At 66.3% G+C, this 22,080-nt stretch carries 16 protein-coding genes; 8 read left to right on the top strand and 8 right to left on the bottom strand.

Features of this window, described 5'->3' with window-relative positions:
* Positions 1-30: 30 nt before the first annotated feature.
* Positions 31-1,878: a DUF2075 domain-containing protein gene (locus WFQ05_RS10000; RefSeq protein ID WP_337053689.1), complete on the top strand. Its 1,848-nt coding sequence runs from the start codon at positions 31-33 to the stop codon at positions 1,876-1,878.
* A gap of 165 nt (positions 1,879-2,043) precedes the next feature.
* Here WFQ05_RS10000 and WFQ05_RS10005 read toward each other — a convergent pair whose 3' ends face one another.
* Positions 2,044-5,820, bottom strand: a complete 3,777-nt coding sequence (locus WFQ05_RS10005; RefSeq protein ID WP_337053690.1) for a hypothetical protein — start codon at positions 5,818-5,820, stop codon at positions 2,044-2,046.
* An 843-nt stretch (positions 5,821-6,663) separates the two neighbouring features.
* Here WFQ05_RS10005 and WFQ05_RS10010 point away from each other — a divergent pair.
* Positions 6,664-7,113: a GNAT family N-acetyltransferase gene (locus WFQ05_RS10010; protein ID WP_337053691.1), complete on the top strand. Its 450-nt coding sequence runs from the start codon at positions 6,664-6,666 to the stop codon at positions 7,111-7,113.
* Positions 7,103-7,753 carry a hypothetical protein gene (locus WFQ05_RS10015; protein ID WP_337053693.1) on the top strand — a complete coding sequence of 217 codons (651 nt, stop codon included), beginning with the start codon at positions 7,103-7,105 and terminating at the stop codon, positions 7,751-7,753. Before WFQ05_RS10010 ends, WFQ05_RS10015 begins: the two co-directional genes overlap by 11 nt.
* 722 nt (positions 7,754-8,475) lie before the next feature.
* Here the strand turns inward: WFQ05_RS10015 and WFQ05_RS10020 are convergent.
* The 3 genes from WFQ05_RS10020 to hflK all read right to left on the bottom strand — a co-directional run bounded on the left by WFQ05_RS10020 (position 8,476) and on the right by hflK (position 12,190).
* Positions 8,476-9,768, bottom strand: a complete 1,293-nt coding sequence (locus WFQ05_RS10020) for an adenylosuccinate synthase (protein WP_130533379.1) — start codon at positions 9,766-9,768, stop codon at positions 8,476-8,478.
* Between the two features lie 407 nt (positions 9,769-10,175).
* Positions 10,176-11,039, bottom strand: coding sequence for a protease modulator HflC (locus WFQ05_RS10025; RefSeq protein ID WP_130522864.1), 864 nt, complete (start codon positions 11,037-11,039; stop codon positions 10,176-10,178).
* Positions 11,036-12,190, bottom strand: a complete 1,155-nt coding sequence (gene hflK / locus WFQ05_RS10030) for an FtsH protease activity modulator HflK (RefSeq protein ID WP_337053694.1) — start codon at positions 12,188-12,190, stop codon at positions 11,036-11,038. Before hflK ends, WFQ05_RS10025 begins: the two co-directional genes overlap by 4 nt.
* Positions 12,191-12,420: 230 nt before the next feature.
* Here hflK and WFQ05_RS10035 point away from each other — a divergent pair, with 230 nt between their 5' ends.
* From WFQ05_RS10035 to WFQ05_RS10045, 3 genes are all read left to right on the top strand, one after another.
* Positions 12,421-14,220 (top strand): glycoside hydrolase family 15 protein, encoded by a 1,800-nt coding sequence (locus WFQ05_RS10035; RefSeq protein ID WP_337053695.1) that lies wholly within the window; start codon positions 12,421-12,423, stop codon positions 14,218-14,220.
* Positions 14,217-15,956, top strand: a complete 1,740-nt coding sequence (zwf, locus tag WFQ05_RS10040) for a glucose-6-phosphate dehydrogenase (protein ID WP_337053696.1) — start codon at positions 14,217-14,219, stop codon at positions 15,954-15,956. Before WFQ05_RS10035 ends, zwf begins: the two co-directional genes overlap by 4 nt.
* 122 nt (positions 15,957-16,078) lie before the next feature.
* Positions 16,079-16,606, top strand: coding sequence for a gluconokinase (locus tag WFQ05_RS10045; RefSeq protein WP_337053697.1), 528 nt, complete (start codon positions 16,079-16,081; stop codon positions 16,604-16,606).
* Positions 16,607-17,234: 628 nt separating this feature from the next.
* Here the strand turns inward: WFQ05_RS10045 and folP are convergent.
* The 4 genes from folP to rlmE all read right to left on the bottom strand — a co-directional run bounded on the left by folP (position 17,235) and on the right by rlmE (position 21,087).
* Entirely contained in the window at positions 17,235-18,134 is a 900-nt protein-coding gene (folP, locus tag WFQ05_RS10050) for a dihydropteroate synthase (RefSeq protein ID WP_337053698.1), read from the bottom strand.
* Between the two features lie 42 nt (positions 18,135-18,176).
* The gene (locus WFQ05_RS10055; protein WP_337053699.1) at positions 18,177-18,362 is read right to left on the bottom strand and encodes a hypothetical protein; all 186 of its coding nucleotides are present in this window, start codon (positions 18,360-18,362) and stop codon (positions 18,177-18,179) included.
* Between the two features lie 82 nt (positions 18,363-18,444).
* Positions 18,445-20,382 (bottom strand): ATP-dependent zinc metalloprotease FtsH, encoded by a 1,938-nt coding sequence (ftsH, locus tag WFQ05_RS10060; protein ID WP_165394525.1) that lies wholly within the window; start codon positions 20,380-20,382, stop codon positions 18,445-18,447.
* Positions 20,383-20,454: 72 nt separating this feature from the next.
* Positions 20,455-21,087: a 23S rRNA (uridine(2552)-2'-O)-methyltransferase RlmE gene (gene rlmE, locus WFQ05_RS10065; RefSeq protein WP_130521466.1), complete on the bottom strand. Its 633-nt coding sequence runs from the start codon at positions 21,085-21,087 to the stop codon at positions 20,455-20,457.
* A 100-nt stretch (positions 21,088-21,187) separates the two neighbouring features.
* Here rlmE and yhbY point away from each other — a divergent pair, with 100 nt between their 5' ends.
* Both yhbY and WFQ05_RS10075 read left to right on the top strand, forming a co-directional pair.
* Positions 21,188-21,493, top strand: coding sequence for a ribosome assembly RNA-binding protein YhbY (yhbY, locus tag WFQ05_RS10070; RefSeq protein ID WP_337053701.1), 306 nt, complete (start codon positions 21,188-21,190; stop codon positions 21,491-21,493).
* Between the two features lie 61 nt (positions 21,494-21,554).
* Positions 21,555-21,929 (top strand): Mth938-like domain-containing protein, encoded by a 375-nt coding sequence (locus WFQ05_RS10075; RefSeq protein ID WP_337053703.1) that lies wholly within the window; start codon positions 21,555-21,557, stop codon positions 21,927-21,929.
* Positions 21,930-22,080 lie beyond the last annotated feature (151 nt).

Genomic DNA, 22,080 nt, shown 5'->3' on the forward strand with positions numbered 1-22,080 from the left:
AGAGCGGCCGTCCAAGGAGGACTCGCTGGCGTGATCGTCTACCAGGCAACCAAACGTACTTTCCTGCACGATACCGATCATGCGCAGATCGAAGACGTGGTCGAACGGGCCTTCGTCCAGCGCGCAGGACGCTACGCATCCGATTCCGAATTCAGGTCCTGGCGCCATTCGCTTGCCGCCATGGCCCGCGTGCTGCGCGACAGCGAGATCCCGGACGATATCGGCATCGGGATCGAGTTCGGCATCCCGCAGACCTCCAAGCGCATCGACTTCATCGTGTCCGGCAAGGCCGACGACGGCACGCCGCACCTGGTCATCGTCGAACTCAAGCAGTGGTCCAGCTCTCAGGTCAGCGAGAAGGACGGGATCATCGTCGCCAATCGCGGTGGCCGGGCCGAAACCGAAGGCCCCCACCCCAGCTACCAGGCCTGGTCCTACGCCGCCCTGCTCAACGGCTTCAACGAGGCCATCTACGAATCAGGCACCGAGCTGTGTCCCTGTGCCTACCTGCACAACTACAAGGACGACGGGGTCATCCGCGACGCCCGCTATGCCGCCTACCTGGACAAGGCGCCGGTCTTCCTCGATGGCGCCGAGGAGCTAGCCAAACTGCGCGGCTTCATCAAACAGCACGTCAGGAAGGGCGACAACGGCGAACTGCTCTACAGCATTGAGAACGGCCGCATCCGCCCCTCGAAGATGCTGGCCGACAGCGTCGCCAAGATGCTCAAGGGCAACGAGGAGTTCGTGCTGGTGGACGACCAGAAGGTGGTCCATGAAACCTGCCTGGCAAAGGCCGCGCAGGCCAGCGATGCCCGCAAGCAGGTGGTCATCGTCAAGGGCGGCCCGGGCACCGGCAAATCCGTGGTGGCCATCAATCTGCTGGTCAACCTGACCAAGCGCGGCCAGCTCACCAAGTACGTGTCCAAGAACGCGGCGCCGCGCGAGGTCTACAAGCAGAAGCTGGCCGGTCACCTGCGCCAGGTGGAGATCGTCAATCTGTTCGCCGGCTCCGGCGGCTTTCATGACAGCCGGCCCAACGTCTTCGACACTCTGGTCGTCGACGAGGCGCACCGCCTCAACGAGAAGAGCGGCCTGTACGGCAACCTCGGCCAGAACCAGGTAATGGAGCTGATCCGCAGTGCCCGCTGCACCATCTTCTTTGCCGACGACGACCAGCTGGTGACCTTGTCGGACATCGGCCGCATCGCCGAGCTGGAGCGCTGGGCGCAGGCCGCCGGCGCGGAGGTGACCCGGCTGGAACTGGCCTCCCAGTTCCGCTGCGCCGGCTCGGACGGCTACATCGCCTGGCTGGACAACTTCCTGGGCATCCGGCAGACGGCCAACACCGATTTAGACCGCAACAGTTTCGACTTCCGCATCGTCGACTCCCCGGTCGAGCTGCACGACCTGATCCGCGAGAAGAACAAACTCAACAACAAGGCCCGCGTCGTCGCCGGCTACTGCTGGGACTGGAAGAGCAAGAAGGACCTCAAGGCCTGGGACATCGAGATCCCTGAATACGGCTATCGCTCCCAGTGGAATCTCGACAAGGACGGCAGCCTCTGGATCATCGCCCCGAACTCGGTCGAACAGGTCGGCTGCATCCACACCTGCCAGGGTCTGGAGTTGGACTACGTCGGCGTGATCATCGGCCCGGATCTGCGCTGGATCGATGGCGAGCCAACGGTTTTCCCGGAATCACGCTCCCGTATGGACCGTTCTGTGCGAGGCTGGAAAACCCTGATGAAGAAAGATCCAAACGCAACGCGCGAACGACTAGAGCAGATCGTGCGGAATACATACAAGACGCTGATGAGTCGGGGGATGAAAGGGTGTTATGTACACATAACTGATCTGGCCGAGCGCGGCGCATGACCGCTTTCGACCCTAAGCAGCCGTCCGGCAGCGGTGTGCCAAAACCGGCCATTCGCCCAGCGCGAAGCCGTCGGGCAGAAATGCAAAGGGTGGCGGGTCCGGCCTAAGACTCCGCGAGAGCCGCGATCGGCGTCAGAGCCCCGCTGAGGATGCTCGGATCAGCAGCTATTCGAAACTCTGCTCGCCTTCCCTATCGCGCTTGCTCTCATGTTCGATCCAGCGTTCCAGTTCGGGCAGCATGTCGGTGACCCATTGTCGAACCTCGCCTCCGAAATTGTCACCCAGCGTTATGATAGCTGCGCGACGCCGAATCAGGATATCGGCGAGCGAGCCGCTCCAGCTGCGCGGATGCAGCCGCGACCAGATATCACCGAGAAACGCCCGCTTGTCTCGCGCGTGGCCCAATATTTCTAGGAAAAGCGTGGAGACACCATTCTCCTCTTCGCCCTGCCGCCGCTTGAACATAGAGATGCTCTTGCCAAGCAGCGGATAGCGCCGATCCGGATCGATATTCGCCCACTGAACAAGCGTCTCGGCGCCGACATCTTCCACCGGCGTGCCAGACCCGAAGTCCCCCGCAAACAGTCCTCGATTCTTCGGCCGGAGCTCAGGAAGCAGGAATTCGTCGAGAGCGATGAGGGGATGCGTTTCGAAGAGCGCCTTCAAGACATAACCAAGATCGTAGGACGAGAGATAGACGGTCTCCAGCCCCACCCGGACCCGCGCGCAGATCTCGCGCAGCGTCGCCGCACCATCAGGTCCGGCGCAGCAGACCCGAATGACGGTATACAGCCCAAGATCGCGAAGCGAATGCTTCTTCCCGAAGTCGGCGCGCAGCAGCAGCTCACGGCCGACGGCAATCAAGGATGGAGCGCGTTGTCGGCCCTCCCCCCGATCGCGGTAGAAGTGCATGTGAAGGATATCGAGCGCGATCTCCACGCCGTCGGCGAGACTGGCGATGTCGGTGAGCAGCGGCCCAAGCGCGTCGGGTGGAGAATCGCCGACGCTGCCATTGGCGATGCTGTGAAAAGTCCGCGCCGACAGGACGCCACGTTTAATCGCACGCCGAAGCCGCGCAATGCCCTGGGTATCGATAGCAACACACGCCTGAAGATAGGTCAGGCTCGCGGCGAGATCGGGATTCTCGATCACATCCTCCAGCGCGGCGTCGGCGAAGGCCGAATCCCTGGCGTTTGCGCCATGGATGAACCCGCCGAGCACCGTCGCACTCCGGCTGTCCACATCGGCGGCAGAAAAGAGGCTCAGCAGTTCCCGCCACATCGCATCAAGATCGGCGGCGCTATCCGACAGGCCGCTGCCGCACTCGTAGGCGCGCTGCGGATGTTGTTCGACGAGCAGTTCGGCGATGAAGGTAGCGCGCGTCTCCGGGTCATGCGCGAGCGCTGTTCCGATCTCCTTCGCGAGCTGGGAGGCACGCTCATACGGCTTCATGACATCGCCGTCGTCGGCATCACCGTCAGCGACATCCCAACCGAAACTGCTGCGCCCCAGTACCACCGCACGTGCCTGATGGAGAAGATCGGTGGGTCTCAGGCGCTCGATGAGCGCGGTGAGACGCGCGCGCACCTCGTCAGGCATAGCGTCGCCCTCGAAACGCAGTGCTGTGCGGAAGCCGATCCACCCCTCGATCCAGGGCCGCTCGAAAGAGAAGCGGGTCGCTGCCCGTTCGAGCGCATCGTGACAGGCGCCGAAACGCCACAGCTCCCTTACGCTATGGGCAAGGTGGTCACGGGCGTTTTCGATGATTGGCGAAAGCTCGACCGCCAAGTCGACCGCGCCGTTGTACCAGGCCCAGATGTCGCCATAGGTCGGCGGGTGCCAGCCATAGTCGCGTGACCGGGCGCCGAAGTCGAAGTCGCTGGATGAACTGAAATGATGTGCCTTCAGCAGCGCATCGAGGGCGACGCCGGCGCAGCGCATCAAAGCCGGATCACCAGATTGCGCGAACCGGCGCACAAGCGATCGCCGCTGGTCCGGCAAAGCCTTGGTGCCGGACAGATGCAGGTGAAACAGCTCGGCGAACATGTCCGATGCCGAGTTGTTGTTGTGATTGGGCGGTTCGGCGGAAAGGAACCGGGCAAGCAATGTCGCCGCGCGGTCGAATAGCGGTGGATCGTAAGCGAGGAGCTTGATCAACCGTATCCACTGCCATCGGTCGCTCGACTGCGGATCGAGTATCTCGGTGCCGCGCGGCCCAGCCACGTCTCGCTCGATCCTTGCGAGCACTGCATCGGGCGCGACCGGAGCGATATTGGTGATGATCTGGAGGCCGTCTTCGCCCAACGCCGGGAGATCGCCAAGAAGACCGTCGGCACCGAGCCAGCGCTCGACCGCGGCCCGTGCCTCGGCGCTGTCGTGCAGATAGCCGAGGCGGCGCGAAAGGGACTTCTGCATCCGCGCCGTGAGCGACGCGCAGAAGCGATCGAAATCGGCCGGGGGCATGCGTTCGAGGGCGAACCCGGCGAGCGGGTTGGCGATCGCGTGCGGCAGGATCGCGCGCCACCGTCCTCGTAGCTGCGCGATCCCGCGCTGACGAAGCGTGTTCAGTGCCGCATAAATCGTCGCCACGGAAGCGCCGCGAATAGCAGCAACCCGCGCAAGTTCGCCGCTTTCCGACGTGTCTTCGCCATCGATCGAATAGAGCAGCGCAAGGTCTTCGGCGGCGGAAAGGAGATCCCGGTCGGGCTCGTTGCGCTGGTGAAAAATCCGCTCGAAGAGGTCACGGCTCTTGAGCTTTCCCAGGGTCTCGCCTTTCCCGAGTGTTTCGGCGAGGGCGCGCGCCACCCGGAAATTGCCGTCGCTGAACTCCGATATCGTGCGCCGATCCACCTGCGTCACATTGGGGAAGGTCTTTTCCAGCCACAGTTCCACCATTTCGGGCGATGCTGATTGCAGGCGAAAGACCTCGGTACGCTCGGGCTCATCGTCGCGAACATCATATTCGACCGTGAGGAGGCTGACCTGGCTCCCCGCTTCCGAACAGATGCGGGCAAGTTCGCTGTGCGTCGCCGGATTGCAGTTATCGACGATCAGGATCGCACGTTGCCGTGCGATAACTAGCTGGCGCGCCATGTCCCGGGAAGTCGGGTCAGTCTCGACCGAATAGTCGGTATAAACGGCAAGCCCCGGGTCCAGCGGCGCCTCGCCGACACCATCCTCGAACAGTGCCTGCACGAGACGAGTCTTTCCGAGACCGGACAAGCCGATCAACCGGATACATTGGCGAGCTTTGGCCAGAGAGATGCGAAGACGGGCGATACCCTCGCCGATGGTGAGTTGCTCGCGGGCGCTCGTTCGCTCATCAGTTAGGCAAGCCTTGTCATTGAAGAGATAGGGCGTCTCCTCCCTCACGCCGACGCCGCACCAATCGCCGATGCTGCTCCAGCCCGACATACCGATGCCGAGCCGCGTGCGGACCCAGGCGGCAATCCCGGGATAGTGATTGACCCATGTAGCCAGCCGGTCGCGATCGTAGAAGTCGCTATGCAACTGCCCGGCCTCAGGCAGATCGTCGAGCTGCGCCCGGATCGCATCGCGACGATCGCTCAGCGGCTTGTCTGCGAACGACCCTTGCGCGCTGACGATGATGTAGGCACCCGAGCGAGCGGCGAGTTCGGCGATGACCGGCCGTAGTACGCCGCCAGGACGCATCTCATTGCGGATTGCGCTCGCCGGCATGTCGGGCTTCTTTACCTGAAACCCTGTGTGCTGGCTCGGCACAAAATCCGGCATCAGCAGTGCGGACGGGCACTCGACCCGAACATCAAGCCCGCCATCGGCCGCATCCTGATTACCGCCAGCGGTTACCGACGAACTGGGGCAACCCTGCGCCCGCAATTCAGCCAAAGCGAGACGTGCGACGAGTGTTCGCAGATCGGCGTCATTGAGGTCGGCGACTTGTGCGCCAACAATTTCGAACATAGTTCTCGCCCCTTTCATCAAGTATAGGAGAGCATGCAGGAGAACAAAAAGCGGTCAAGCGATAGTTGGTCCACCACGGCCGCGACGAACTGCCAGTTGTTCCATCGCCACTAATGATGCCCGCGACTGGCCTGCTGAGCTGGCGCTCCAGCGCCAGTGGCCAGGCACGAGCAAGAACTCGCGCGATCCGGCGGAGAGGCTGTTGGTCGCCATCTGCGCGATTTCTTCTAGGTGCGAAGCACCTGAATCGTCTTGAGATTCTTTAGCGCCGCGTTATCCAGTCCGCTCGTGAAGAAAAAGCGTTTGCCTTTCACGTCGCCGAAGAACTTCTTGAACCAATCGACGGTGACGTCGGCATCGGCACCGCCGGTGGTGCTGCCTATGCTATTTCCTCGAGAATGATCGGCGGCCTCGAAAGGGCCACCCTGAACGAATGTCCATTCAGCACGATTTGCGGCACGAAAGCAGCCAGTGTAGTTCCAGCCCAGTTCTTGCCTTTTCCCGTAGGTCGCCTTGGCGATAGCCGAATGTCAGCTATTGGCCGAAAGCGGGCCTCGGGTGGTCGACTTTGTCTGGCTCACCGGTCCAGACTGAGGCGGAGACGCAGCGGCATCGGCTCACCCAACAACCTCGCTGTTCCGTTGCGACTGCCAGGACAGAGCCCAACAAAGGCCGCTGGATTTGTCGTAGCAAGGCGCGTGGATGATCGGAGATGATGCCGCTCGTGCCCAGTGACGTGCAGCTGGCTGGAGTCTTCGTGCGAGGGCCTCGCGCGGGGACAGCAGCTGGCCGCAGCATCAGGCGGCAGGCACACTCATCGGCTTGACGGAGTACAGAGGCTACATGGAAATCACAGAGACGCCCACGCATGAACAAATCCAGGTCCTTCAAGGCAGGCTAAGCCGCGACCGCGGAGCGCCCATCGCGGACGTATATGGTGCTCTGGTCGCAGTGCAATTGATGGCCGTCGAGGCTGGCGTGCCCGTTGGAATCGCTTCGATCAGCCAGTACGGCACAGAGGCTGAGCTGTACAAGCTGTACGTCGTGCCTGAGTACCGACGCTGCCGCGTCGGCAAAGCACTGTTCCAGGGAGCTTTGCATTGGATGCAACGACATGGCCTGTTGGTGCTAAACATCGAAATGATTGGTGAAAGCTATCGCTTCTGGAAGACGGTGACCCAAGGCATGCAGGTCACACCGCTCGGCCAAGAAAAGTTTTTTATTACCCTGCAAGAAGAAGGCCAGGATCTGGTGCCATCATCCTCAACGAGTGCCGACCCCCATGGCCGATAATGAGCAAGCCATTGCCGACATCTTCAATGACTACATGCGCGAGCGCTGTCAGGAACAAGGTCAACCCTTTCAGGCGTTTGGTTTGGGCGGACAGGACCGGGACGCTGCCGACTACCTGATAGCTGGTGCGCACGGTTTCGCCCTTATCGAATTCAAGCATTCGGAGTCGGCGATCACGAGCGAAGGCAAAAAGCCACGCCGCAAGAACCTTTGCCTTTTGCTGCAGCAAGATGATTCGATGCGGACGCTCCATGACCTGTGCCACTTCATCGCTTGGGAAGACAGGGGGACAGGCGATATTCGCTGTGCTCCTTACCGGACCCAGGTGTGCAATCAGCATGTGTTTGCAGAGTGCGCGGGGCTCCGGCGGAAGCTACCGCTCAAGCACAAGCAGCTCGATGCTACGCAGTACTGCAACGAGTTTTTGCGCCCTCCGCCGCATCGTTACGCGACCAAAAAGGAGTTCGAACGGTATTTGCGGTGGCTCATGAAGGATGCGAGCGGCTCTGAGAACGAGACCGTGCAACTTATGGCCAGGGCACCAATGGGGTGCGCGACCGTTCGCTTTGAGTCGGTGGATGCGGCGTATCGATGGATGCAGGATCGCTTGGACTTCAGCAGCGGGATGCGGCCGGCGTGATGGTGACCGAAGTCGGCCCCTATTAGCGTCTGCGCGCCTACGTGCACTTGATGGATTAGTCCGTTTTCAAGGTCGAGCAGAGGTCGGTGGATGGCGCCGGCGATTCGGGGTTCGGTGGCGATTCTGAGCGGCCTCAAGCCACTCCTGTCAGCAACCGCGCTCATCTTGGCTGGCAGCATGACCCGCGAGCGTGCCGAGCAGCGATCGGTGCCGGCATCATCGACCTGACTGCGCTCGGCACTACCTCCATCAGCATCCGGATCTGGTCGCACGCATGCAGCACAACTGGCCGCTAGCGCCTGCAGAACACAGTGCGGTCTAGGGCGGCGGTGCCAAGGGGTACATCGACTATCCTGAGTATGCGCCTGCCTGACAGATAGGCTTGAACACGTTAACGGTGTCGCCAGCTGAAACATCAGTCCTAACAAGTTTTGGCCCCTCGCAATACCGATTCGGCGGTTTCACGCAATTCGGGCTTGAACTGCAAAGACGGCAGCGACGCAGCCTTCATCCCCAGCTCACGTGTTGCAATTGCGTTGCATGGTCGCAGTGAGGCGCGGGCGCTCAAGCGGGGCGGGCAAAGTTTGCCGTTCGCGAATATCGAATTTGCTATCCCCCGAAACACCAAACCCCGCTTGCGCGGGGCTTGGCATGGGCAAGGGCGCTGAAAGGCCCCTCACCCCAGCCCTCTCCCGCATGCGGGAGAGGGGCACAGCGTGCGATCAGGCAAACGGATCCTGCAGCACCATCGTATGGTCGCGGTCCGGGCCGGTGGAGACGATGCTGATCGGGCAGCCGGCCAGTTCCTCCAGCGCGCGCAGGTAGGCGCGGGCGGCGGCGGGCAGCTTCTCCCACTCGGTGATGCCGTGGGTGGTCTCGTTCCAGCCGGGGAACTCCAGGTAGACCGGGGTGCAGTCTTCCCAGCCCTGCGCGTCCAGCGGGGCGTACTCGGTGCGCTTGCCGTTGTACTCATACGCAATGCAGACCTTCAGCTTCTCCATGCCGTCCAGCACGTCGAGCTTAGTGATGCACAGGCCGGAGATGCCGTTGATGGCCACGGCGCGCTTGAGCGCGACGATGTCCATCCAGCCGCAGCGGCGCGGGCGGCCGGTGGAGGCGCCGTACTCGGCACCGCGGTCGCGGATGCCCTGGCCCACTTCGTCGTCCAGTTCGGTCGGGAACGGGCCGCCGCCCACGCGCGTGGCATAGGCCTTGGCGATGCCCAGCACGTAGTCGATGTCCTGCGCGCCCACGCCGGTGCCGGCCAGTGCGCCACCGATGGTGGTGTTGGAGCTGGTGACATAGGGATAGGTGCCGTGGTCGATGTCCAGCAGCGCGCCCTGCGCGCCCTCGAACAGCACGCGCTTGCCCTGCTTGCGCAGGTCGTGGCAGATGCCGGCCACATCCGACTTCATCGGCTGCACGTACTCGCCGAAGGCCAGCGCTTCGTCATAGGTCTTCTGGAAGTCGACCGCTTCCACGCCCAGGTACTTGGTCAGCACGAAGTTGTGGTAATCCAGCGCGGTGCGCAGCAGTTCTTCCAGCTGCTTGGGGTAATGCAGGTCGGCGATACGGATGCCGCGGCGCGCCACCTTGTCTTCGTAGGCCGGGCCGATGCCGCGGCCGGTGGTGCCGATGGCCTTGCCGCCGGCGGCCTTCTCGCGGGCCTGATCCAGGGCGATGTGGTACGGCATGATCAGCGGCGCGGCCGGCGAGATCTTCAGGCGGCTGCGCACTTCCACGCCGGCCGTTTCCAGCTCGTCGATCTCCTTGATCAGCGCGGCCGGGCTGATCACCACGCCGTTGCCGATCAGGCACAGCGCGTCCTGGCGCAGGATGCCGGACGGGATGAGGTGCAGCACGGTCTTCTTGCCGTTGATGACCAGGGTATGGCCGGCGTTGTGGCCGCCCTGGAAGCGCACGACGGCGCCGATCTCTTCGGTGAGCAGATCGACGATCTTGCCCTTGCCTTCATCGCCCCACTGGGCGCCCAACACCACCACTGACTGACCCATGACGGGTACTCCTGTTTTGTTGCGGCCATCGGGGCCGCGGACTTGGGCCGTGCGGTCTGGAGCATGAGGCGCGTGTATGTCAGCCGCCATCGGGGCGGGCCGCACGCGCATCACCACATCCAGGACACGGAAAAAGCCGGAAGGGTGTGCTTCTGGTGGGAAGCGCCCGGCCGGCTTTTGTGCATTATCCGGGTTTTGGGGGACGGGGGCCACCTTGGGGTGGTTGGGGGTGTTCAGATTTGCGAGGCCGGGGGGCGCGGGGATCAGCGGAGGAGCGAAGTCGCTGGATTCCCGCGTTCGCGGGAATGACGATTGGAAGGTGACGCTTCGGCTGGTGCGGAAGCCCCGGGCAAAACGAAACGGGGCGCCTTGAAGGCGCCCCGCTCCACTTCGCATCGATCGGCCGATTAGCGATCGGACTTCATGTACTGCAGGAAGGGGTCGTTCTTGTCCAGCACGATCACCGCGTTGCCGTCGGCGAAGGAGTGACGGTAGGCCTCCAGGCTGCGGTAGAAGGCGTAGAAGCCCGGGTCGGCCGCCGACGCCTTGGCGTACAGCTGCGCGGCCTGGGCATCGCCCTCGCCGCGCAGGCGCTGGGCGTCGCGCTCGGCCTCGGCCGCGATGACCGTGGCCTGGCGGTCGGCCTCGGCGCGGATGGTGCGGGCCTGCTCCTCGCCCTCGGCACGCAGCGCGCTGGCAACCTGCTGGCGCTGGGCGCGCATGCGGTCGTAGACCTCGCCCAGCACCTTGCTGTCCTGCGGCAGGTCGATCTGCTTGAGGCGGATGTCCACCAGCTGCATGCCCAGGTTCTTGATCGCCGCGTTGATGGAGACCAGCTGCCTGGCGATGATCTCGCTGCGGTCGCCGGACACCAGCTGGGTCAGCGTGCGCGAGTTGATCTCGTTGCGCAGCGAGTTGGTCACGATCGGCGCCAGGCGGGCGTTGGCGTTGCGCTGGTCGCCGCCGGTGGCGCGGTAGTAGGCGCGCACATCGGAGATGTAGCCGATGGCGAAGAAGTCCACCGACACGTCCTTCTGCTCGGAGGTGAAGTAGCGCTCCGGCGCGGTCTCCAGGATCTGGAAGCGGCGATCGAACACCCGCGCGGTCTCCACCAGCGGCAGCTTGAAGTGCAGGCCCGGCTTGACGTCGGCGCGCACCACGCGGCCCAGGTTGAGCACCATCGCGGTCTGGTCCTCGCGCACGATGAACACCGAGCCCATCAGCGCCAGCAGGGCGGCCACGATCACGGCCACGGTCACGGAAGTCTTCATGGGCGGCCCTCCTCGCGGCCGGTGGGTCGCGGCGGGCGCAGCGGGTCGGTCGGCGTCGACGAGGCGCTGTCGCTGCCGCCCGCGCTCTGCACCGCCGGCAGCAGCGTGTCGGTCGGCAGGCGCGGCAGGGTCGAGGCCGGCGGCAGCGCCTTGGCCTGGGCGTTGGCGTCCATCGGCACGTAGATCAGCTGGCGGCCATCGCCGCCAACCACCTTGCGGTTATGGCCCAGCACCTGTTCGACCGTCTCCAGCCACAGGCGCTTACGGGTGGTCTCCGGCGCGGCGGCGTACTGCTGCTGCAGCAGGCTGAAGCGATCGGCGTCACCCTGCGCGTTGGCGATGGCGGCCTCCTTGTAGCCCTCGGCGGCGGTGCGGGTGCGCGCGGCCTCGCCCCGGGCCTCGGGCACCACGCGCGCGGCGTAGGCCTGGGCCTCGTTGACCAGGCGCTCGCGGCTCTGCTGGGCGCTGTTGACGTCGTCGAAGGCCGGCTTGACCTCGTTGGGCGGGCGCGCGTTGGGCAGGGTCAGGTCGGTCACGACCATGCCGGTGTGGTAGGCGTCCAGCGCCGCCTGCAGGCGCTCCTTGGCGGCCGAGGCCAGCGGGCCGCGCTTGTTGAGCACGTCCTCCAGCGAGGCGCGACCGGCCTGCTCGCGCACCGCGCTCTGCGCGGCCTGCTGCAGCACCTGGTCGGCATCCTGGGTGCCGTAGAGGTACTGGCGCGGGTCGTTGATGCGGTACTGCACGTTGAGGGTGACGTTGACGATGTTCTCATCGTTGGTCAGCACGGGCATTTCCTGCAGGCCCCAGGTGCCGATGGTGGTCACCTGCACGTTGCGCACGGTTTCGATGGGCCAGGGCCACTTGAAGTTGGGGCCGGGCTGCATGATTCGCGCGAACTGGCCGAAGCGCAGCACCACGCCGCGCTCCTGCTCGCCCACCAGCTGGAAGCTGCTGAAGGCCAGCAGCAGCACGAAGAACACCAGCACCCAGCGCAGCGGGCCACCGCCGCCGGCGCCGAAGATAGCGCGCAGGCGCGCCAGGATCTGGTCCAGGCCGCCGCCCTGTCCCGGCTTCCAGGAATTGCGCCCCCCGCCCGGCCCGCTGCCGCTTCCGTTGTTTCCCGAACCGCTACCAGGGGTATTCCAGGCCATGCCAACTCCGAATTGATGAGACGCAGCGGGCCCGATGTGGCGGGGGCACGGCGCCGGCCGATTCTACCCGCTTGCCCCGGGGCTGCCCGCTGACAGGGGCGTCATGGCGACGAAGCGCCGCGATGACAAGGTCTAGCAAACCTGAACACTGCCCGCGCGGCCGGGCGCCAGACCACGCACCGCCCACGGCCGCGCTGGTACTTCTACGCCGCTCAGTCCGGAACCGCCCGATGTCGACCCCCATCGAAGACTACGCCATGCTCGGCAACTGCCGCAGCGCCGCCCTGGTGACCCGCGCCGGCTCGATCGACTGGCTCTGTCTGCCGCGGTTCGACTCCGACGCCGTCTTCGCCGCCCTGCTCGGCACACCCGAGCACGGCCGCTGGCTGCTCTGCCCGGCCGACGAGTCCGCCCGCAGCCAGCGCAGCTATCGCGACGGCAGCCTGGTGCTGGACACGATCTTCGAGACCGACAGCGGGCAGCTGCTGGTCACCGACTTCATGGTCGCCAGCCACAACGGCGAGGTGCACAACCACCTGGTGCGCCGGGTCGAGGCGCTGCGCGGGCGGGTGCCGATGCGCACCGAGCTGGTGATGCGCTTCGGCTATGGCCTGATCGTGCCGTGGGTGACCCAGCAGGACGACGGCCTGCGCGCGGTCGCCGGCCCCGACCAGCTGCTGTTGCGCACGCCGCTGACCATCGACAGCCATGACATGGTCTCCACGGCCGAGTTCACGCTCGAGCCAGGCCAGAGCACGTGGTTCGTGCTCAGCCACGGCGCCTCGCATCTGGAGCAGCCGCCGGCGCTGGAGGTGGAAGAGGCGCTGCAGACCACGCTGAGCTTCTGGGAGGACTGGTCCTCGCGCTGCGCCGATGCCGGGCGCTGGAGCGCGCAGGTCAAGCGCTCGCTGGTCGTGCTCAAGGGCCTGAGCTATCTGCCCACCGGCGCCATCGTGGCCGCGCCGACCGCCTCGCTGCCCGAGTCTCTGGGCGGCGAGCGCAACTGGGACTACCGCTACTGCTGGCTGCGCGACAGCAGCTTCACCCTGCTGGCGCTGACCAACGCCGGCTATCGTGAGGAGGCCGCGGCCTTCCGCGACTGGGTCAAGCGCGCGGTGGCCGGCACCCCGGGCCAGCTGCAGGCGCTGTACGGCGTGGGCGGCGAGCGGCGCCTGCCCGAGTGGGTGGCCGACTGGCTGCCCGGCTATGGCGATTCGCGCCCGGTCAACCTGGGCAACGCGGCGGCCAAGCAGTTCCAGCTGGACGTGTATGGCGAGTTGATCGGCATGCTCGAGGCTGCGCGCCTGCGCGGCATGGAATCGGGCGAGTCGGGCATCGAGCTGGAGCGCGCCTTCCTGATCGAGCTGGAACAGCGCTGGCACGACCCGGACGAGGGCATCTGGGAGGTGCGCTCGGGCCGGCGCCACTTCACCCACTCCAAGCTGATGGCCTGGCGCGCCTTCGACCTGGCCGCGCAGAACGAGGCCAGTTACTGCGAGGAAGATCGCGCCCGCTGGCGCGAACAGGCCACGCAGGTCCATGCCGACATCCTGGCCAACGCCCTGCATCCGGATGGCTACTTCGTGCAGAGCTACGGCGGCGAAGCGCTGGACGCGGCGCTGCTGCTGATGCCGCTGACCGGCTTCCTGCCGCCGGACGATCCGCGGCTGGTGGCCACGGTCGAGGCGATCCGCGACCGCCTCACCGTCGACGGCCTGGTCCAGCGCTACGCCACCGAGCAAGCCGGCGACGGCCTGCCCGACGGCGAAGGCACCTTCCTTGCCTGCAGCTTCTGGCTGGTCGAGGCGCTGGCGATCATCGGCCACACCGACCAGGCGCTCGAGCGTTACACCGCCTTGCTCGCGCTGTGCAACGACGTGGGCCTGCTGGCCGAGGAATACGACCCGCGTGGCCGGCGCATGCTCGGCAACTTCCCGCAGGGCTATTCGCACGTGGCCCTGGTCAACGCCGCCTACCGCCTCAACAACCTCCACGACATCCAGCGCACCAGCACGGAGATCCACGCATGAGCGACACCACCTCTCCCGGCGTCACCGCCGAAGCCCTGGCCCCGCCCTGCATCCTGGTGCTGTTCGGCGCCCGCGGCGACTTGGCCCAGCGCCTGGTGCTGCCGGCGCTGTACAACCTCAAGCGCGCCGGCCAGCTGGACGAGCGCTTCGCCATCCTCGGCTTCGACCACGGCGATGTCAGCGAGGCGGCGTGGCGCCGCAAGATCGGCGATGCGCTGCGCGCGCAGGCGGCCTCGCGCGGCGGCGAGTTCCAGGCCGAGAGCATCGATGAGGACACCTGGCGCTGGCTCTCAAAGCGCATGTTCTACCAGCGCGGCGATTTCACCTCGGCCGAGGACTACCGCCTGCTGGGCAAGCGCCTGGAGGAGATCGACCCCAAGCACGACACGCAGGGCAATGTGCTGTTCTACCTGGCCACCGCGCCGCGCTTCTTCGGCACGGCGGTGACCGAACTGGGCCGCGCCGGGCTGGTCAAGCAGACCGAGGGCGGCCCGTGGCGCCGGGTGATCGTCGAAAAGCCCTTCGGCCATGACCTGGAAAGCGCGCGCGCGCTCAATGCGCAGATCGCCGACGTGCTCGAGGAGGACCAGGTCTTCCGCATCGACCACTTCCTGGGCAAGGAGACGGTGCAGAACATCCAGGCCTTCCGCTTCGCCAACGGCCTGTTCGAGCCGGTCTGGAACCGCGACCGCATCGACCACGTGCAGATCACCGCGGCCGAGACCATCGGCGTGGAGGGTCGCGGCAGCTTCTACGAGCCCACCGGCGCGCTGCGCGACATGGTGCCCAACCACCTGTTCCAGCTGCTGGCGATGGTGGCGATGGAGCCGCCTTCCGACTTCACCCCCAAGGCGATGCTGCGCCGACGCTCGGAGGTGATCGAGGCCGTGCGTCCGCTGGCGCCCGAGGACGTGGTGCGCGGCCAGTACGCCGCCGGCAGTATCAACGGCAGCAACGTGCCGGGATACCGCGAGGAGGACACCACCTCGGACACCTCCGAGACCGAGACCTATGTGGCGATGAAGCTGGCCATCGACACCTGGCGCTGGGCCGGCGTGCCGTTCTACCTGCGCACCGGCAAGCGCCTGCGCACGCGCACCACCGAAGTGGCGATCCGCTTCAAGCCCGCGCCGCTGGCGCCTTTCCGGCATACGGCCATCGGCGGCTATGGCCCTGACTGGCTGGTCCTGCATATCCAGCCGGACGAAGGCATCTCGCTGCAGTTCGACGTCAAGCGGCCGGGCTATCCGGTGGCGCTGGCGCCCGTGCGGATGGATTTCCGCTATCGCGACTGGTTCCCGCAGCAGAACACGGTGGGCTACGAGCGCCTGCTGCACGACTGCATGCGCGGCGAGGCGGCGCTGTTCCAGGATGCGACCATGGTCGATGCGGCCTGGCGCATCGTGCAGCCGGTGCTGGACGCCTGGGCCCGGCAACCGGCGACCGAATTCCCCAACTACGTCGCCGGCAGCGAAGGGCCGACCGCCGCCGATGCGCTGCTGGCGCTGGACGGCGGACGCACCTGGCGCGCGCTGACGCCCGGGCGCACGCGCCCGCCGCAGCGCGCCCGCACGCAGGCCGCGGACAAGCCCGCAGGCAAGGTTGGCAAGGCCGCTGCCGCGCCGGCAACGAAAAGCGCCAAGCCGGCGGTGAAGAAGGCACCTGCTAAGCCCGCCGGACGCAAAGCCGTAAAGAAGACGGTCAAGCCGGCCGCGAAACGCGCGCCACGTCGTTGAGACAGGGGTGAGTGGAACGGCGTGAGGAATGAGCGGAAGCCAACGCATCGGGTGAATCAAGCGACGCCTGCTGTTCGCAGTCGCTTCTGCTCACTGCTCACGCCTCTCCGCGCACGCCTCGCATGAACTCCACCGCCATGCCCTTCCCCAAGACCCTCATCGTGATGGGCGTGTCCGCCTCCGGCAAGACCACCGTGTCCAGGCTGCTCGGCCTGGCGCTGGACTACCGGGTGCTCGACGCCGACGACCTGCATCCGCAGGCCAATATCGACAAGATGCGCCAGGGCATCGCGCTCACCGACGACGACCGCGCGCCCTGGCTGCGCAGCGTCGCCGCCTGGATCGCCGAGCAGCGGGCGCAGGGCGTGGGCGTGGTGGTGGCCTGCTCGGCCCTCAAGCGTGCCTATCGCGACGTGCTGCGCGACGGCGACGCGCAGGCGGTGTTCGTCTGGCTGGACGTGGCGCGCCAGCAGCTCGATCAGCGTATCGCCCAGCGTCCCGGCCACTTCATGCCCGCCAGCCTGCTCGGCAGCCAGCTCGACACGCTCGAGCCCCCTGACGCGGATGAGCGCGCGGTGCACGTGGTGCCGGACGCCGTGGTCGCGCACACCGTGGACGACGTGCTCGCCAAGCTGAAAGCGCTGCACTAACCGCCGCGAACAAAGCCTCAACCGTCGTTCCCGCGAAAGCGGGAACCCATGGACACTGCGCGGCCTGGACGAAAGTCCCTGGATCCCCGCGTTCGCGGGGATGACGACTGTTGGGTTCACAGCGACCCTGCGCACGCATCTCCATATCGTCGTTCCCGCGAAAGCGGGAACCCATGGACACTGCGCGACCTGGACGAAGGTCCCTGGATCCCCGCGTTCGCGGGGATGACGACTGTTAGGTTCACAGCGCGAACCCGCGCGCAATCTTCCTATGGTCGTTCCCGCGGAGGCGGGAACCCAGGGACGTTGCGCGATCTGGACGAAAGTCCCTGGATCCCCGCGTTCGCGGGGATGACGACTGTTGGGTTCGCAGCGAGAGCCCGCGCGCGAATCTTCCTATCGTCGTTCCCGCGAAAGCGGGAACCCATGGACACTGCGCGACCTGGGCGGAAGTCCCTGGATCCCCGCGTTCGCGGGGATGACGACTGTTAGGTCACAGCGAACCTGCGCGCGAATCTGCCTACCGTCGTTCCCGCGAAAGCGGGAACCCAGCGACTTTCAAGCGCGACGCACGAGGCCGCGTCACCGCTTCCCGGAAAACCAAAGTCCCCTCACCCGCCCTGATCACTCAATCCTCGGGCCAGCGAATCTCAGGCTTCTTTGGCGCGTCCTGACGCACCGCCGGCACCGCATCCACGGCCGCCCACACCTTGAGCGCATCGACCGTGGCGGCCACATCGTGCACGCGCACCAGCATCGCGCCGCGCTGCACGGCGATCAGGTGCGCGGCCACCGAACCCGCCGCGCGCTGCGCCGGCGCCTCGCGCCCGGTCAGCTCGCCGATGCTGCGCTTGCGCGACATCCCGGCCAGCACCGGCACGCCCAGTTCGGTGAAGCGCTGCAGCTGCGCCAGCAGCGCGAGGTTGTGCGCGGTGGTCTTGCCGAAGCCGAAGCCGGGATCGACGATCAGCTGACGCCGATCGATGCCGCTCATCTCGGCGGCGAAGATGCGCTCGGCCAGGAAGCGATGCACCTGCCCGACCACATCGTCGTACTCCGGCGCCTCCTGCATCGACTGCGGCTCCCCCAGCATGTGCATCAGCACGACCGGCACGCGCAGCTGCGCGGCGGCCTCGAGCGCACCGTCGGCGCGCAGTGCACGGATGTCGTTGATCATGCCCGCGCCCGCGGCCACCGCCGCGCGCATCACCTCGGGCTTGAAGGTGTCAATGCTGATCGGCAGCGTGGTCCGCTCGACCAGCGCCTCGATCACCGGCACCACGCGGCGCAGTTCCTCCTCCACCGGCACGGCCTGCGCGCCGGGGCGCGTGGATTCGCCGCCGATGTCCAGGATGTCCGCGCCCTCCTCGGCCAGCTTCAGGCCGTGGGCCACCGCCGCCGCCAGCGTGTCGTGCGCGCCGCCGTCGGAGAACGAGTCCGGCGTGACGTTGACGATGCCCATCACCCGCGGCCGATCCAGGCGCAGCACGCGGCCGTTGCAGTCCAGCTGAGGCGAGGTGTCGAACATGGGCGCGCTCCGGCGAGTCTGGGCGAGCGCGCATGATACGCGTCAGCCGCCGCGGCGCTTCTTCTTCTGGCTGCTCATGAACACGCCCAGCACCGCGCCCAGGCCGATGCCGATCGCCAGGCCCACGCCGAGGTCGTGCATGGCCAGGCCGAAGCCCGCCCCCAGCGCCACGCCCAGCGCGATGCCCACGCCCAGGCTCCATCCATTGCTGTCGAAGATCGTGCGCACGCGCCCCTCGTGATCGGTCGGTGGTGACAAAGCAAAAGGCCGGGACTGATCCCGGCCTTTCGATGACTTCTGCGCCAGGCCCTCAGGTCTGCGCAGCGGGGCCGGCGATCGGCGGCAGGGGCCGCTTGCTGCCGCCACCGCGGTCGTTGTTGTCGTTGTTGGTCTTGCTCCAGCCCGCCGGCGGCGGCGGATCGCGGCCTTCCATGATCGCGTCGATCTGCGGCGCATCGATGGTCTCGTACTGCAGCAGCAGCTTGGCCATCGTGTGCAGCTTGTCCAGGTTGTCGGTCAGGATCTTGGTGGTGCGCTGGTAGGCGTTGTCCAGGATCCCGCGCACGACCTCGTCGATCTTGCGCGCCGTGGCGTCGGAGACGTTCTTGTGCTGGGTCACCGAACGACCCAGGAACACCTCGTCCTCCTCCTCGCCGTAGGCGATCGGGCCCATCTCGTCGCTCAGGCCCCATTTGGTGACCATGTTGCGGGCCATCTTGGTGGCGCGCTCGATGTCGTTGGACGCGCCGGTGGTGACCTTGTCGGTGCCGAAGATCAGTTCCTCTGCGACGCGGCCGCCGTACAGTGAGCACAGCTGCGACTCGATCGCGGTGCGGTTGTAGCTGTACTTGTCGCCCTCGGGCAGGTACATGGTCACGCCCAGCGCGCGACCGCGCGGGATGATGGTGACCTTGTAGACCGGGTCGTGCTCGGGCACGACGCGGCCGACGATGGCGTGGCCGGCCTCGTGATAAGCCGTCAGCGTCTTCTCGTCCTCGCTCATGGCCATCGAGCGGCGCTCGGCGCCCATCAGGATCTTGTCGCGGGCGCGGTCGAAGTGGTCCATGCGGACCTCCTTCTCGTTGCCGCGCGCGGCGAACAGCGCCGCCTCGTTGCACAGGTTGGCCAGGTCCGCGCCGGAGAAGCCCGGCGTACCGCGCGCGACGATCATCGCATCGACGTCGTCGGCCAGCGGCAGCTTGCGCATGTGGACCTTGAGGATCTGCTCGCGGCCCTTGACGTCCGGCAGGCCGACCACGACCTGGCGGTCGAAGCGACCCGGGCGCAGCAGCGCCGGATCCAGCACGTCGGGACGGTTGGTCGCGGCGATGATGATCACGCCCTCACCGCCCTCGAAGCCGTCCATCTCCACCAGCAGCTGGTTGAGGGTCTGCTCGCGCTCGTCGTGACCGCCGCCCAGGCCGGCGCCGCGATGGCGGCCGACCGCGTCGATCTCGTCGATGAAGATGATGCACGGGGCGTGCTTCTTGGCCTGCTCGAACATGTCGCGCACGCGGCTGGCACCGACGCCAACGAACATTTCCACGAAGTCCGAACCGGAGATCGAGAAGAACGGCACCTTGGCCTCGCCGGCGATGGCCTTGGCCAGCAGCGTCTTGCCGGTGCCGGGCTGGCCGACCATCAGCACGCCGCGCGGGATCTTGCCGCCGACCTTCTGGAACTTGGTCGGGTCGCGCAGGAACTCGACCAGCTCGCCCACTTCCTCCTTGGCCTCGTCGCAGCCGGCGACGTCGGCGAAGGTCACCTTGACCTGGTCCTCGCCCTGCAGCTTGGCGCGCGACTTGCCGAAGGACATCGCGCCCTTGGCCCCGCCGCCACCGCCCTGCATCTGGCGCATGATGAAGATCCAGAAGCCGATGATCAGCAGCACCGGCAGGAAGTTGAGCAGGATCGCGGCCAGCGAGATGCCGCTGTCCGGCTCCTGCTGGCTGATGTTCACGCCCTTGGCGATCAGCACGTTGACCAGGCTCTCGTCGGTCGGGCCGAACACCAGGCCCTGGGTGCCGTCGGTGCGCTTGTAGCTGATCGCGTTGGTCTTCTGGTCGCCCTTGTTGGTGAACTCCACCGAGCTGATCTGCCCGTTGTTCACGTCGTTGACGAACTGGGTGTAGGTGAGCTGGTTGCTGCCCGGCCCCGCGCCCGGGCGCGGGGAGAAGCTCTGGAACACCACCATGAGCACCACCGCCACTACGACCCACAGCAGCAGATTCTTGGTCAAGTCGTTCATCCTCATGGCCTTGGGTGGTCCTCTGGCACTACACGTTAAAGCGAAATTGTCCGACCGGCCCGCTTGTCCGGTTCACTTGGGCTGGGCACGCTTGCCCTGCCCCAGTGCATACACTTCCGGCGACCGCTTGCGCGAGGCGTCCGGCTTACGAATGACGACCTTGTCATACCGCTTGCGCAGGTCGCGGATGTAATCGTCGAAGCCCACGCCCTGGAACAGCTTGATCAGGAACGCGCCGCCGGTGCGCAGATGGTGGTCGGCGAAATCCATCGCCAGTTCCGCCAGATGCATCGCCCGCGGCTGGTCCACCGCATCCACACCGCTTTTATTGGGGGCCATGTCGGAAAGCACAAGGTCGACCTGCGCCCCGCCCAGCATGGCTTCCAGCTGGGATAACACGGCCTGCTCCCTGAAGTCCCCGTGAAGGAACTCCACCCCCGCCAGGGAGGGCATGTCCAGGATGTCCATCGCCACGACCCGGCCGTTGTCGCCCATGGCCTGGCGCACGTACTGCGACCAGCCGCCGGGCGCGGCGCCCAGATCGACCACGGTCATGCCCGGCTTGAGCAGCCGGTCGCGTTCGATCAGCTCCTCCAGCTTGTAGGCGGCGCGGGAACGCAGCCCCTCGGCCTGCGCCTTTTTGACGTAGGGGTCGGAGAAGTGTTCCTTGAGCCAGCGCTGGCTGCTTTGACTGCGTTTGGCCATGGGGACGGCGGTTTGCGCGGCGCGCACGCCCGCGTGATCGGGATGGAAAACAGGGGGCCATGATACGCTGATCGCCCTCCACCACCCCCAAGTGCCTTGCATGTCCGTTGTCCTGACCGCCGCCCAGAACCGTTTCCTGCGCGGGCAGGCGCATGGGCTGAAGGCCTTGCTGCAGACCGGCGGAAAGGGGCTGACCGAGGCGTTCTACGCCGAGCTGGACGAGGTGCTCGAGCGCCACGAGCTGGTCAAGGTGAAGATCGCCGCCACGGACCGCGAGGTGCGCGACGCGATGATCGACAGCGTCGTCCAGCGCACCGGCGCCGCCCTGGTCCAGCGCATCGGCCACGTGGCCGTGCTGTACCGCCCCAGCCGCGACAAGCGCACGATCGTCCTGCCGCGGGCCTGAAGTCCCCCTTTCGGCGCGCCGTTCCCCGCCGGTCCCGCGCCCAGCCCAGACGGGAGCCGCCATGCAACTGAGCCACGAACGTCCCGATTACGCCTACAGCCTGCGCGCGGCCGACGGCACCAGCGCCACGGTCAACGACCGGGTGCTGCGGGCCAGCTTCATCCTCACCCCCGACTCCCTGCAGACCGACTGGCCCGTCGCCGACGCCGCCGCGCTGGAGGTGGCCGCGCTGCAGCCGCTGCTGGCGCTGAACCCGGAGATCGTCCTGTTGGGCACCGGCAGCCGGCAGATCTTCCCCTCGGCCGAGGTCATGGCCGCCTGCCTGACCCGCGGCATCGGCCTGGAAGTCATGGCCAACGCCGCCGCGGCGCGCACCTACCACATCCTGGCCGGCGAAGGCCGGCGCGTGGCGGCCGGGTTCATCCTCGGCGGTTGAGGCACGCTCCCGTGGCGGACACGAAGAAGGCCGGCAATGCCGGCCTTTGCTTTTACGCAGTGCGGAGCCGGAGCGCGGACGTCGCCGACTACGCGCGACCCGACCGCGCGCAGCCCGCACCTGTAGAGCGGAGCTTGCTCCGCTGGGGCCT

This window comes from Pseudoxanthomonas sp. USHLN014, from assembly GCF_037153335.1.
GTDB lineage: Bacteria > Pseudomonadota > Gammaproteobacteria > Xanthomonadales > Xanthomonadaceae > Pseudoxanthomonas_A > Pseudoxanthomonas_A winnipegensis.